Below are 13,986 nucleotides of genomic sequence, written 5' to 3' on the forward strand. Positions count from 1 at the left end.
TGGCCGAGGGATCAGCTGCCCGCCACCTTCATGCGGTTGATCAGGATGGAGCCGATGGTCTTGGCACCCATGTTGTAAGTGTCAGCGCCCATGGCTTCGATGCCCATGAACATGTCTTTCATGTTGCCGGCGATGGTGATCTCCTGCACTGGGTAAGCGATCTGCCCGTTCTCCACCCAAAAGCCGCTGGCGCCGCGTGAGTAGTCGCCTGTGACGTAGTTCACGCCCTGCCCCATCAACTCGGTGACAAACAGGCCTGTGCCCAGCTTGCGGATCATTTCGTCCAGGTCATCACCCGCTTGCGTCAGGCGTGAAGTCATCGTCAGGTTGTGTGAGCCACCGGCGTTGCCCGTGGTCTTCATGCCCAGTTTGCGGGCCGAATAGCTCGACAGGAAATAGCCCTCGACACGGCCGCCTTTGACCACTTGGCGTCGCACCGAGCGCACGCCTTCGTCGTCAAAGGGCGAGCTGCCTTTGCCGCGCAACAGATGCGGGTCTTCATGGATGTCAATGTGCTTGGGGAAGACTTTCTTGCCCAGCGAGTCGAGCAAGAAACTGCTCTTGCGATAAAGCGCACCACCACTGACGGCCTGCACAAAACCGCCCAACAAGCCTGCCGCCGCTGGCGACTCGAACAAGACCGGACATTCGGTCGTGGCGATCTTGCGCGCGCCCAAGCGGGACAAGGCACGCTCGGCAGCGTAGCGGCCCACCGCCTCAGCCGAGGCCAACTCATCCGCCGAACGCATCGAGCTGTACCAAGCGTCGCGCTGCATTTCGGCGTTGCGGCCGGGCAGCTTGGCAATCGGTGCCACAGAGATGCTGTGGCGCGAGCTGGCATAGCCCCCCCGAAAGCCGTGGGTGTGGGCGCTGAAAAAATGGCTTTGCTGAGCCGAGACCGCCGCGCCATCGCTGTTGGTGATGCGGCGGCTGGTCTTGAGTGCAGCCGCCTCACATTGCAGGGCCAAACGCGCGGCTTCTTCGCTGTTGATCGACCAGGGGTGGAACAGGTCCAGTTCGCGCTGCTGGGTTTCGATGTCGGCCTCATCGGGCAGGCCAGCGGTGGGGTCTTCTGCGGTGAAGCGGGCGATGTCGTAGGCCGCTTGCACAGTGCGCTCAATGGCGGCTTTGGAAAAATCCGAGGTGCTGGCATTGCCGCGGCGGTGGCCCAAGTAAACCGTCACGCCCAGCGACTTGTCCCGGTTGCGCTCCACGTTTTCCAGCTCGCCCTTGCGCACGCTGACCGACAATCCGCAGCCTTCCGAGGCCTCGGCACCGGCATTGGTGGCGCCCAATTTTTTGGCATGGTGCAAGGCGGTGTCCACCAGTGCCTCAAAGTGGTCACGCGAGTAACTGAAGCCATCGTGTGGCTCGGAAGTGGAAGCTTTGGCGGGTGCGGTTTTGTTCACGGAAGGGCTCTCGAAGCAGATGGTGAGCGTCAGGCCCACAGTGGCCGCTATGATACTTGCCACCCAGCCTGCGCGCTGCATTTGAGAACGAGTTCCCCCAGTCATGTCCCGTAAACCCACAAAAGGCTATTTCGTCCGTGGTCAATTTGTTGCCGAAGGCAGCGAACTTGACCTGGAGTTCAAACGCGAACTCAAGTTCGGTCTGGAAGGCCCCAGCCGCACCGAGCTCAAGCGTGAAAGCACGGAGCTGCAAGAGCTGGGCGTGCAACTGCTGACCCTTCGCCGCGACCTGATGGCGGGCCTCAAACTCCCCGACAAGCTGGCGGATGGTTTGGTCGAAGCCAACCGCATCACCAACTTTGAAGGCAAACGCCGCCAGATGCAGTTCATTGGCAAGCAAATGCGTTTGCTCAGCCCGGAAACCTTGCAAGCCGTGCGCGACGCGCTCGAGATTCAGCGCTTGGGCAGCGCCAAAGACACACAATCGCTGCACTTGGCCGAAGCCTGGCGCGATCGGCTGATTGCCGACGACGCTGCCGCAGGCGAGTGGATCGCGCAATACCCCCAAACCGACATCCAACAACTGCGCGCCCTGGTGCGCCAAGCCCGCAAGGACGCCGTCCCGGTCACCAATGCGGCTGTATCGCAAGGACTTGCCCCACGCCAAAGCCGAGCGTACCGCGAATTGTTCAAGCTGGTTCGCAGCATTTTGAGTGGCGGCCAAAGCGACGAGAGCACCGAGGAGGCAGACCATGAGTAAAGCCCGCCATGACCCTGTGAAGATCGGCATCGTGTCGATCAGCGACCGGGCCAGCACCGGTGTTTATGAAGACAAAGGACTGCCTGCCTTGCAGGAATGGCTCAGCCGCGCACTGCTCAACCCCATCACGTTCGAGCCGCGCCTGATCCCCGATGAAAAAGAGCGCATTAGCGCCACCTTGATTGAGCTGGTCGATGCCGGATGCAGTTTGGTGCTGACCACCGGTGGCACAGGCCCCGCCCTGCGCGATGTGACGCCCGAAGCCACCTTGGCTGTGGCCGACAAAGAAATGCCCGGCTTTGGCGAGCAGATGCGCCAGATCAGCCTGAAGTTCGTGCCCACGGCCATCCTGTCGCGCCAGGTGGCGGTGATCCGAGGCCAAAGCCTGATCATCAACCTGCCCGGCCAGCCCAAATCGATCGCCGAGACGCTCGAAGGCCTGAAAGACGCTGACGGCAAATCGGTGGTGCACGGCATTTTTGCGGCCGTACCCTACTGTGTGGATTTGATCGGCGGCCCTTACATGGAAACGAATGACGAGGTCTGCAAGGCCTTCCGGCCCAAAACCGCCGTTCGCCCAACACGCTGTTGATCCGCCCCCCTGAAGTCTTGAGCAACAGGCCAGGGATAGACTTTTTGTAGGAGCCCCCCCCTGTGGGCGATGGGCGTAGCACACGCCTTTCAAGGCATCGCCCACAAGAGTGGGCTACTGCAGCGACTGACCACCCAACTCGGCCAATGGCACTGCAGTCTTTGGGTATAATCCGATTTTCTCGGCAAGAGCGACAGCAGCACCTCCGGCTAGACCACCGCCATCAGCGCGAAGCCCCCTATGGGTCGGTCACCGTTCCGCAAGGACTGCATTCCAAATGTTCGCCCCTCCATCTTGCCATTGCAGTTTCGACGCTCATATAGGACGTTGACCCTGTGTCTTAACAAGCCCGCGCCGGGATGTATTTGGCGCTGACTGTGTCTGTTTCCTTGTCTGTTTTGAAGTCTTGAGGTTGTTCATGCCCGCTCAAAAGCCGAAGAAGCCTGCCCAGGCCCCCGCCAAATCCAAAACCGTGGCCAAACCCGCCCCTGCCAAAAAAGCCCCAGCGCCCGTCGCCAAGGCCAAGGCAAGTGACAAAGTGACTGCCAAAGCACCGGCCAAGCCGGCCGCCAAAGCAGCCGCCCCTGCGGTCAAAACCACCCAAGCCCCGGCGACTCCCGCCAAGAAAGCCGCCTCCGTGCCCGCCAAGAAATCCGAAGTGACCGACAAAAAAACCACTGCCAAAGCCAACGCCGCCGAGGCCGAAGTGGTCGTGAAGAAAACCAAAGCGGCCAAAGCCGCCGATGTGGCCGAAGCGCCAGCCAAAAAGCCAGCCGCCAAGAAAGCCGTGACCGGTGCCAAGCGCGGTCCCAAGAAAAAAGGCAGCATCGCTGAGCCTTCGTTCGACGATGAAATCATCGACATCGAAGAGGAAGTCGAAGCCGAACCCGTCTCGGACACCGCCGAAAAAGTCAAACCCCTTCGCATGAAGATCAGCAAGGCCAAAGAACGGGCCTTGATGAAGGAATTCGGCCTGGACGAAACCGTCCTGACCGAAGCGGAAATGAAGCAGCGCCGCGACCGCCTGAAAGCGCTGATCAAGCTGGGCAAGACCCGCGGCTACCTGACCAACGGCGAAATCAGCGACCACTTGCCCGACAAGCTGGTCGATGCCGAAACCCTGGAAGTGGTCATTGCCACGCTGAACGACCTGGGTGTGGCCGTCTACGAGCAAACGCCCGACGCCGAGAGCCTGATCATCACGGACAACGCGCCCACCGGCTCGACCGAAGAAGAAGCCGAAGAAGCCGCCGAAGCCGCTTTGTCCACCGTGGACAGCGAATTCGGCCGCACCACCGACCCGGTGCGCATGTACATGCGCGAAATGGGCACCGTGGAACTGCTGACCCGTGAAGGCGAAATCGAAATCGCCAAACGCATCGAAGGCGGCTTGATGGACATGATGGCCGCGATCAGTGCATCGCCTGCCACCATTGCCGAAATCCTGCGCCTGGCGAACGAAATCCGCGAAGGCAAGGTCGTCATCTCCACCGTGGTGGACGGTTTTGCCAATCTGAACGAAGCCGACGACTACGTGGCCGAAGAAGACTTCGACGAGTTCGACGAGGCCGACGACGACGACGGCAAAGGCGGCTCCAAGGCCCTGACCAAGAAGCTCGAAGAGCTCAAGAATCAGGCCCTGGAACGCTTTGACCGCATCACCGAATACTTCGAAAAAGTGCACAAGGTGTACGACAAGGAAGGCTGGGGCACGCCCACTTACGTCAAGGTGCAAACCGCCTTGTCCGAAGAGTTGATGACCATCCGTTTCACCGCCAAGACCATCGAAAAGCTGTGCGACATGGTCCGTGCTCAGGTGGACGATGTCCGCAAGAAAGAGCGCGAACTGCGCCGCATCATCGTGGACAAATGCGGCTACCCGCAAGACAACTTCATTGCCGACTTCAGTGGCCGCGACAAGAACGGCAAGCGCGTGGAATCGCACCTGCTCAACCTCAAGTGGATCGAAAAACAAGCTGCGGCAGGCAAGAGCTGGAGTGCCGTCATGGGCCGCAACATCCCGCCCGTGCAAGACCTGCAGCAAAAGCTGACGGACCTGCAGTCGCAAGTGGTGGTACCGCTCGATGAACTCAAGGACATCAACAAGCGCATGAACGCCGGTGAACGTGCCAGCCGCGATGCCAAGAAAGAGATGATCGAGGCCAACTTGCGCCTGGTGATCTCGATCGCCAAGAAATACACCAACCGTGGCCTGCAGTTCCTCGATTTGATCCAGGAAGGCAACATCGGTTTGATGAAAGCCGTGGACAAGTTCGAATACCGCCGTGGCTACAAGTTCTCGACCTACGCCACTTGGTGGATTCGCCAGGCCATCACCCGCTCGATTGCGGACCAGGCCCGCACGATCCGCATTCCGGTGCACATGATCGAGACCATCAACAAGATGAACCGCATCTCGCGCCAGCACTTGCAGGAATTCGGCTTTGAGCCCGACGCCTCCATCTTGGCCGAGAAGATGGAAATCCCGGAAGACAAGATCCGCAAGATCATGAAGATCGCCAAAGAGCCGATTTCCATGGAAACACCCATCGGTGACGACGACGACAGCCACTTGGGCGACTTCATCGAAGACAGCACGCACACTGCGCCCATCGACGCGGCCCTGCAAGCGGGCTTGCGCGACGTGGTCAAGGACATCCTGGACAGCCTCACGCCACGCGAAGCCAAAGTGCTGCGCATGCGTTTTGGCATCGAGATGTCCACCGACCACACGCTGGAAGAAGTGGGCAAGCAGTTCGACGTGACCCGCGAGCGTATCCGCCAGATCGAAGCCAAGGCCCTGCGCAAGCTCAAGCACCCCAGCCGCAGCGACAAACTGCGCAGCTTCATCGACACGATGTAAGCCGCACAAGCCGCCAAAGCACACTGCCCCCCGACTGCAAGGTCGGGGGGCTTTTTTTTGCACCACGGTGCATTGTGCCGCCGACAAATCAGGCCCCCTCCAGGGCCAACACACCCGGAAAACCCAATTTCCTTTCTAAATTCACGTCGGAATTGGCCTCATATGTGCGAAACCGAACAGTAAGAATATTGTTTTTTATTAAGCTAAACATCAAGAACAGCAAAAAGGACCAGAAATGCTAAGTCCGAGCAGTAATTTGATGGTTGGGCAATTGCCATCTGATCAATATGAAAAATTGGTCCCGTTTTTCCAACTGGTTTGTCTGGAAGCCGACCAGTTGATCTTCCGCCCGCATGAGGCCATTCAATTTGTCTTCTTTCCAGTGAGTGCCATCATTGCCATGCAAATTGACATCTCGGATGGCTCTTCACCCGACATGGTCCTGATTGGCAAAGAAGGCATGGTCGGCAGTGGTGTGATGGGCAGCAACCAGAATTTCAGCCGCGCACGTGTGAAGTTTTCGGGGTTCGCCTACAAATTACCTTTGAGCGTGTTCCAGTCCGAATTGGCGCAAGACAGCGGGTTCCTGAAAATCTGGATGGCCACCACACGACAAATGATTTTGCAGATCGCCATGCCCACCATCTGCAGCATCAAACACAGCAATGAACAGCAAATCGTTCGCTGGATCATGAACACCCTGGACAAGACCCAAGGGCACACGCTTCAAATTACCCACCAGGAAATTGCAGACACCTTGGGCATTCGCAGGGAATCGGTCACCCTGGCCGCTGGCAAATTGAGCCACGAAGGGCTGATCGAAGTCAGGCGAGGGCAATTGGACGTCCTGAATCGGCCCGGACTGCAAGCCAAGGCCTGTGAATGCTATCGGGTCATGCATCCCGCCAAGCAGCATTGAAAACGCCAACCAAGCACGACGGATCACGGGCATGTTCAACTCATTTAAACATTTGCAACGTGACGTCGGCACACAAGGACCAGGTCAAGGGCAGCTCAACAGAATGAAGACATTTTTGGCTTTCATCTTTTGTACGTTCGCAGCCAACACTTGCGCGCAGATCTCCACTCTTTCACAAAACCCACCCGTTTGGATCGGTTTTGACGATGCTTATGGCGTGAAAACGAACACATCCGCCATGGTCACCGAATGGGGCATCAAAGCCGCCATCGAAGAGATCAACAACAACGGAGGCGTTCTCAACGGCCGTCCTCTTCAATTGATCACCACGGATAACAAAGGCATCTCCGCCAGGGGCAAGGATAATTTTGTTCAGCTGGCAGGCACGAAGGATCTGGTGGCCGTTTTGAGTGGCAAATACAGCCCCATCAGCGTAGAAATGCTGCCTGAGGCACACCGATTGAAAGTGCCCTTGATCAGCGTCTGGGGGTCCGCAGACCCCATCACCGATCATGAGCACAAGCCCTCTTACTCGTTTCGGGTCTCCCTCAAGGACGATTGGGGCGTCCAAGCCATGATGAAGCGCCTGTCCTCCAAATACAAGGTTAGGCAAGCGTGCGCCATATTGCCCAACACCGCCTGGGGTCGCTCGGCAGAAAAAGTCATCCAGGAAAAGTCAGGTCCACAAACGGCGCAATTTCCGGTGGTGCGTTGGTACAACTGGGGAGACCCCTCTTTGAAACAGCACTACAAAGCCTGCTTGGACTCACGCACGCAAGGACTGCTGTTTGTGGGCAATGAGAGAGAGGGTGCCATTTTGGTCAAAGAAATTGCCGCGCAGCCCCAATCCATGCGCATGCCCGTGGTGGCACATTGGGGTGCGGTGGGCGGCACCTTGCACGAGTTGGCCAAAGAAGAACTCTCTATGGTGCGCATCGACTTCATCCAGACTTTCACCTTCGTCCACAACAAGCGGCCTCGTGCCATTTACCTTGCAGATTGGATCCTGAAAAACAAGGGTCTGAAAAGTACGCAAGACATTCCCAGTCCCGTTGGCGCTGCACATGCTTACGACACGGTCCATCTGCTGGCCAAGGCCATCGACAAGGCGCAAACCACTTCACCTGAAAAGATCAGGGATGCCTTGGAAAAATTGCCGGCCTTTCAAGGTGCCGTTAAGCACTACACCCAGCCTTTCACAAATCACCGACATGACGCACTGAACAAGTCGCAAGTTCTTTTTGTCAAGTTGACGCCTGCGGGGCAGTTGATTCCGCAGGACTGACATGGGCCGATTGAAATCGCTCAAAGCCCAGATCAGCCATGACGTTTTCAGGCTGTTTGGTGCCTACATCCTGGGCGTGACATCGATCAGCATGCTCTTGGCCGTTTATGGGATTTTTTTCTACCAGCAAGAAGAGTTCCGGCACTACAAGGCACTGATCTCTACCAAGCTGGACTTTGAGATCAGCGCATCCTTGCGGCAAGCCAACGATTTGGCTCATTCGACCGAAGTCTGGACCGGGCTGACCGACTCGGTCGGGCGAGGATCGTACCTCCTGCCACTGTTGGAAAAAGCCAACCAAAATAAGTATTACAAATATGACCTCCTCGATTACCAAGGGAGATTTTTCATCCAAAGCAGCAATTCGCTGAGTTTGCTGTTGGACGCGCCGACCAACATTCAGAAAACGATCGAGGACAGCCAGACCCATTCAGACCTGGTGACCATGGACCATGCCAACTATATGGCGGTCAGTGTGCCCATCACTGCCAACTTCACAGACAGCGCCATCGGCGTGGTTCTGCTTCACTTGGATCTTGACAAGATCATGGCCACGCTGAATTTCCCGAATGACTTGGATATCAAGTTCAGCCTCTCGCCATTTGTCGAAACTGCTTCTGATCTTTTCAAACACAGCGATGCATTCACATTTGAGTGGAACGATGTCGGCAAAGACTACGCCATCCACATCCAGCTGCAACAAAGTTATTTATCGGCTTTCCTGTTTGTCATGACAGGGCTGGGGGCTTCCTTGGCCTGTGGTGGTTTGCTGTTTTTTGGGCTCAGGCGCTGGACACGACTTTTTTCAGAGCGCACCACACGCAGGCTTGACGATCTTGTTCAACTGGCCTCTGACACCGTCGAGGGACGAGGTGATGGATCCCTCGTTGACCATACTGGTGATGAAATTGCCAAGGTGTCAAACGCCTTGCAAAGCATGCTGCAAAAGCAAGGACTTGCAACTCAAAAGCAGACAATTTTCTCCAGAGTGTTCGAGACCGCGGCTGAGGCCATTTTGATCACGAACCAGCAGGGGCTGGTGGTGGAGGTGAATACCGCATTGACAGACATGACCGGTTACACCAAAGACGAGCTGCTCAACCATCCTGCCGGTCGGCTGTACATCCAGGACGAGATGAGCATCGACTTTCCAACCATTGCGCAAAGCGTACGCGAACACGGCACCTGGCGTGGTGAAACTTATTTTTTAAGCAAGCAGAAAACGCCCTTGCCTGTGCTGCTGTCGGTGTCCACTTTGCTGGATGCCAATGGCATGAGCCAAGGGCATGTTTCTGTTTTCTCAGACATCCGCGCCATCCGGGAGGCAGAGAAAAAGCTCACGCATCTTCTCCACGAAGACCAACTGACAGGACTGCCTAACTACCGAGGCTTTCTTGAATACATCGAGAAAAAATTGGATGGCAGCCGCTTTGCCTTGTTGTTCATTGATTTGGACAACTTCAAAAACATCAACGATACCTTTGGCCACGATCAAGGCGATGAGGTGATTCGGCAAATTGCACACCATCTGAAAGCCACATTGCCCGCAGACAATTTCTTGTGTCGGCGATCAGGCGATGAGTTCATTGCCGTGCTGGACATCCATGAACCCATCGCTGATTTCCAAGACAAGCTGCAAGTGATTTTCAAACCTGCGCTCTTCACCGTCCATCACATGGGGGCGGTGCAAATCACAGCCACCTTCAGCGCTGGCGCAGCCATATTTCCAGATCACACGCCATCCATCCATGAACTGCTCATCTATGCAGATACGGCCCTCCTGAGCGCCAAGGAATCTGGACGCCATCAGATCCAATGGCTCAACGCCAAGATGCTGGCGACCACCTCTCGAAAAACCAAAGTTGACAGCCGACTGGCGGTGGCCATTCGCGAAAATCGGATCTACCCACATTACCAAGCCGAAGTGGATTTGCTCACCGGAAAAATCATTGGCGTTGAAGCCCTGGCGCGTTGGCATGACGAAGAACTGGGCATGGTCAGCCCCGCGGAGTTCATACCTTTGGCCGAGCAATCGGGGGCCATCTACCCACTGACACAACACCTGTTTACCCAGGTCATCCAAGACAGTCACGCGATACGCAAGCGCTTTGCGGGCGCCACCATCGCTTTGAATTCGTCACCTCAAATGTTGTCCGGGAAACGTCTTTTCACGATGCTTTCACATCTGGCATATGAACTTGAAAATGGATTGGATGGTTTTGTGCTGGAAATCACAGAAACAGATTTCGCACTGAGCGCGCAAGAGTTGGCCAGTCAGCTTCAAGCCATCATGGGTTTGGGCGTTCGCATCGCGATCGACGATTTCGGCAAGTCTTATTCGTCTCTTTCCCGTCTGGCCAGCATGCCCATTCAGAAATTGAAAATCGACATGTCATTCACTGCCGGCATGGACCGTGAAGAAAACATCAAAATCATTTCTGGCATTCTGGCTTTGGCGCAATCGCTGCGGCTGGAGGTGACGGCTGAAGGCGTCGAAAACCGATTCCAGCAAGAGACATTGATCAAGCTGGGTTGCCGACAAGCACAAGGTTATTTTTATTCAAAGCCCTTGAGTCTTCAGGACCTGCTGGCTCTGCCAAGCCATTTGCTTCCAGCTCAAACCCATTGAAGTGCCGGCCTGACCAGGGCTTCACGGTCCGGGTAGTCTTGATCGACGGCCTTCAGCGCGACTGCGCTTTGTTGCCATAAGGACAATGGTTGGGACGAGGCCCCACCTGCGGATGCAGGCGGCAAGTGTTAGGCCGTTTGTCGTACACCGTGCAGCGGCGGGTTTTGGCGTCGAGAAACTGGCAGTCGCCGCTGGCGCGACGCGCCAGGCTGAAAATGCTGTTCTTGAAATTGAAATGTTCAATCAACCCAGCCTTGGACAAGCGCTTGGCGATCTGCTTGGGGTCTTCGTGCTCGGCTTCAAACGGGTCCACCAGTTCCAGCCTCACCAGGTCGGCCAGTTTGACCTCGACCGGCATGGTGCAGCAATTGGCCGCACAGGTATCGCACAAGCCGTTTTTGTAACGGGTCCAGGTTTCGCAGCGGTCAACGTCAACGACGGCAATGGGAGATCTCATGGGACTGGATTATCCCGGATGTGCCAACTCACGCCGCTTGCGCTTGGCCCCAATAGTGAAAAGTCATGGGGCGTGGCCCTGCGAGATAGGCCGATTGCGTGGTGGCCGCAAAACCTGCGGCGTCGAGCAAACCGGGAATGTCACGCCCCAGATGACAGCCCCCAGCCAGCGGCCCCCAAAGTGGTTGCAAGCGGTCCTGCCAGCGGCGCACAGTTTCATCGGGCGCCCGGCCATGTTCGCAAAACAGCAGCTTGCCGCCCGGCACCAGCACCCGGCGCATCTCGCGCAGGGCCTGCGCCGCATCGGGGATGCTGCACAGGGTGTAGGTGCAGACCACGGTGTCAAAGCTGGCGTCATCAGCAGGCAACTGCTCGGCCGACAGCCCCATCAGCTCGACCGCGATGCCCGCCCTTTGGCTGCGCTTTTGGGCCAAGGGGTGCATTTGCATGGCCGGGTCCACGCCCACCAGGCGGGTGACGCGTTGGCGGTCGTAAAACGGCAGGTTGCGGCCGGTGCCCATACCCACTTCCAGCACCCGGCCCTGCGCCTTGGGAACCAGCTGGCGACGCTGCGCCTGCACCATGGGCAGGCCGCAGGCGAAGTCAATCAGGTATGGCAAAACGTAGCGGTCATAAACATTCATGGCAACGGCCTCCAACCGTGTTCACTCAACACCGAGAGCGAATTTTTTGGGGGTTTTTACCACGCCCATCTCGCGCACGGACAGAAGTTTTGGAGGGCGTGCACCACGACCATCGCCCACGGGGTGGGCTCCTACAAAATCGCAGCCTTTGTATTTTGCAGGAGCCCACCCCGTGGGCGAAAAACCGGTGAGGGATCTGCACGATCAAACCACGCCAAGACGCCTGCAAGTGGGGCCTGCATGACCCAGTTTCAACCCTTCTTGGCCACCAAGGTCAGGATGTCGTAGCTGGCCACCACTTCTCCGAGCTGGTTGGTCACTTCCACATCCCAGGCCACCACGCCTTGGCCCAAGCCGTTGGCATCTTTTTTGTTGCGATCGATCTTGCGCTTGGCGGTCAGGCGGGCCTGGATGGTGTCGCCAATGCCCACGGGCTTGACGAAGCGCAGGGTGTCCAAGCCGTAGTTGGCCAACACCGGTCCGGGCGCAGGCGAGACAAACAAACCCGCAGCTGCCGACAGCACAAAATAACCGTGCGCGATGCGTTTGCCAAACGGCGAATCCTTGGCCGCGATCTCGTCGAAGTGCATGTAAAAATAGTCGCCCGACAGGCCGCCAAAGGCCACGATGTCGGCTTCGCCGACGGTGCGGCGGTGGGTCAGCAGGCTCTCGCCAATTTGCAACTCTTCAAAGTGGCGGCGGAAGGGGTGCACCTCGGTCTCAATCAACTTGGCGCCGCGCATGTACTCGCCCGTGACGGCGGCGATCATGGTGGGCGAGCCTTGCAGCGCAGTGCGCTGCATCAGGTGTTTGACGGCGCGGATCCCGCCGAGTTCTTCACCGCCACCTGCACGGCCGGGGCCGCCGTGTTTGAGGGGCGGCAGTGGCGAGCCGTGGCCGGTGGATTCAACCGCGGCTTCGCGGTCGAGGATGTGCAAGCGACCGTGCAGGGCTGCAGCCACCGGGATGACGCGGGCAGCGATTTGCGGGTCTTTGGTGACCAGCGTGCCGACCAGGCTGCCCTGACCGCGCGCGGCCAGCTGCAGGGCTTCGTCAATGCCGTCGTAGGGCATGAGCGTGCTGACGGGGCCAAAGGCTTCCACATCGTGCACGCTGTTGGTTTGCAAAGGCTTTTGGCACAGCAGCAGTGTGGGCTGGAAGAAAGCACCGCCCTCGACACCCTGCCCCACTGGGCTGAAACCTGTGCCGCCCCCAAACACCAGCTCGGCGCTTTGGCGCAGCAGGGCCACACGCTCTGCCACATCGGCTTGCTGCGAATGCGAGGCCAAAGCGCCCATCTTCACGCCCTCAACCGATGGATCGCCCACCACCACTTTGGCCAGACGTGCTTTGAGCTTTTCAGCCACCGCGTCCAGGTGCTGGCGCGGCACGATGGCGCGGCGAATCGCCGTGCACTTCTGGCCCGCCTTGACGGTCATCTCGCGGGCGACTTCTTTCACGAACAAATCAAACTCTTCGTCGTCTGGCGTCACATCGGGCGCGAGGATGGCGCAGTTGAGCGAGTCGGCTTCGGCGTTGAAGGGAATGCTGTGTTTGACCACATTGGGGTGCACACGCAGCATGGCGGCGGTGTCGGCCGAGCCAGTGAAGGTGACCACATCCTGGCCATTCAGGCGGTCCAGCAGGTCACCGGTGGAGCCGATCACCAATTGCAAGCTACCGGCAGGCAAGATGCCCGACTGCTCCACCAGACGCACCATGGCTTCGGTCAGGTAGCTGGTCGACGAAGCGGGTTTGCCGATGCAGGGCATGCCCGCCAAAAAGCTGGGCGCGAACTTTTCAAGCAGACCCCAGATGGGAAAGTTGAAAGCGTTGATGTGCACCGCGATGCCGCCGCGTGGCACCAGGATGTGCGTGCCCGCAAAGCCGCCTTTTTTACCCAAAGGGAAGGCTGGGCCTTCGTGGATGAGGTTGCCGCTGGGCAGCTCGTTGCTGCCCATGCCCGAATAGGCAAACAGCGTGCCCGCGCCGCCTTCGATGTCCACCCAGCTGTCGGCACGCGTCGCGCCCGTGTGGGCCGAGATGGCGTACAACTGCTCCTTGTGTTCACCCAGGTACTTGGCCAGGGCTTTGAGGCGTTGGGCACGTTCTTGAAAATCGAGCTTGAGCAAATTGGGCAGGCCCACGGTGCGGGCGAAGTGCACCGCATCGCCAAAGTCGATGGCTTCGGCATGGGTTTGATAGACCGTGACGCCGTTGATGGCACTGCGCAGGTTTTGCGCGCCTTGCTGGCCGATCCATTGGCCGCCGATGAAACTTTGCAGGACTTGGGACATGGGTGAGCGCTTTCTGAAAAGAACAAAGCTCGGTCATCAGAATTAACCAACCGAGCGGTCGGTTAATTTTAATCGGTTTGACCCGTCTGCCCAAGATCTTGCAAGGCAGGGCTTTCCCTTGCATGCATTGCC

10 protein-coding genes are annotated in these 13,986 nt (G+C 57.8%); 6 read left to right on the forward strand and 4 right to left on the reverse strand.

What is annotated here, in order from left to right:
* Positions 1–11: 11 nt before the first annotated feature.
* Positions 12–1,490, reverse strand: coding sequence for a metalloprotease PmbA (gene pmbA / locus B9Z52_RS11230; protein ID WP_233251930.1), 1,479 nt, complete (start codon positions 1,488–1,490; stop codon positions 12–14).
* Positions 1,491–1,512: 22 nt separating this feature from the next.
* On the opposite strand from pmbA, the gene yjgA reads away from it, so the two are divergent.
* The 6 genes from yjgA (at position 1,513) to B9Z52_RS11260 (ending at position 10,457) form a co-directional block, all read left to right on the forward strand.
* Positions 1,513–2,169 (forward strand): ribosome biogenesis factor YjgA, encoded by a 657-nt coding sequence (gene yjgA / locus B9Z52_RS11235; RefSeq protein WP_108413944.1) that lies wholly within the window; start codon positions 1,513–1,515, stop codon positions 2,167–2,169.
* Positions 2,162–2,761, forward strand: a complete 600-nt coding sequence (gene mog / locus B9Z52_RS11240; RefSeq protein WP_108413945.1) for a molybdopterin adenylyltransferase — start codon at positions 2,162–2,164, stop codon at positions 2,759–2,761. The genes yjgA and mog overlap by 8 nt, the downstream gene beginning before the upstream one ends.
* 418 nt (positions 2,762–3,179) lie before the next feature.
* Entirely contained in the window at positions 3,180–5,624 is a 2,445-nt protein-coding gene (gene rpoD / locus B9Z52_RS11245; protein WP_108413946.1) for an RNA polymerase sigma factor RpoD, read from the forward strand.
* A gap of 295 nt (positions 5,625–5,919) precedes the next feature.
* Positions 5,920–6,543 (forward strand): Crp/Fnr family transcriptional regulator, encoded by a 624-nt coding sequence (locus B9Z52_RS11250; RefSeq protein ID WP_233251931.1) that lies wholly within the window; start codon positions 5,920–5,922, stop codon positions 6,541–6,543.
* 103 nt (positions 6,544–6,646) lie between these two features.
* The gene (locus B9Z52_RS11255) at positions 6,647–7,828 is read left to right on the forward strand and encodes an ABC transporter substrate-binding protein (RefSeq protein ID WP_233251932.1); all 1,182 of its coding nucleotides are present in this window, start codon (positions 6,647–6,649) and stop codon (positions 7,826–7,828) included.
* A gap of 1 nt (position 7,829) precedes the next feature.
* Positions 7,830–10,457, forward strand: coding sequence for a bifunctional diguanylate cyclase/phosphodiesterase (locus B9Z52_RS11260; protein ID WP_108413948.1), 2,628 nt, complete (start codon positions 7,830–7,832; stop codon positions 10,455–10,457).
* 52 nt (positions 10,458–10,509) lie between these two features.
* On the opposite strand, the gene B9Z52_RS11265 is transcribed toward B9Z52_RS11260, so the two are convergent.
* From B9Z52_RS11265 to paaZ, 3 genes are all read right to left on the reverse strand, one after another.
* Positions 10,510–10,914, reverse strand: a complete 405-nt coding sequence (locus tag B9Z52_RS11265; RefSeq protein WP_019430691.1) for a YkgJ family cysteine cluster protein — start codon at positions 10,912–10,914, stop codon at positions 10,510–10,512.
* Positions 10,915–10,942: 28 nt separating this feature from the next.
* On the reverse strand, positions 10,943–11,557 hold the full coding sequence (locus tag B9Z52_RS11270; RefSeq protein ID WP_108413949.1) for a class I SAM-dependent methyltransferase: 615 nt from the start codon (positions 11,555–11,557) through the stop codon (positions 10,943–10,945).
* A 251-nt stretch (positions 11,558–11,808) separates the two neighbouring features.
* Positions 11,809–13,854 (reverse strand): phenylacetic acid degradation bifunctional protein PaaZ, encoded by a 2,046-nt coding sequence (paaZ, locus tag B9Z52_RS11275; RefSeq protein WP_108413950.1) that lies wholly within the window; start codon positions 13,852–13,854, stop codon positions 11,809–11,811.
* Positions 13,855–13,986 lie beyond the last annotated feature (132 nt).

The organism is Limnohabitans sp. Jir72, assembly GCF_003063575.1.
Lineage (GTDB): Bacteria > Pseudomonadota > Gammaproteobacteria > Burkholderiales > Burkholderiaceae_C > Limnohabitans_A.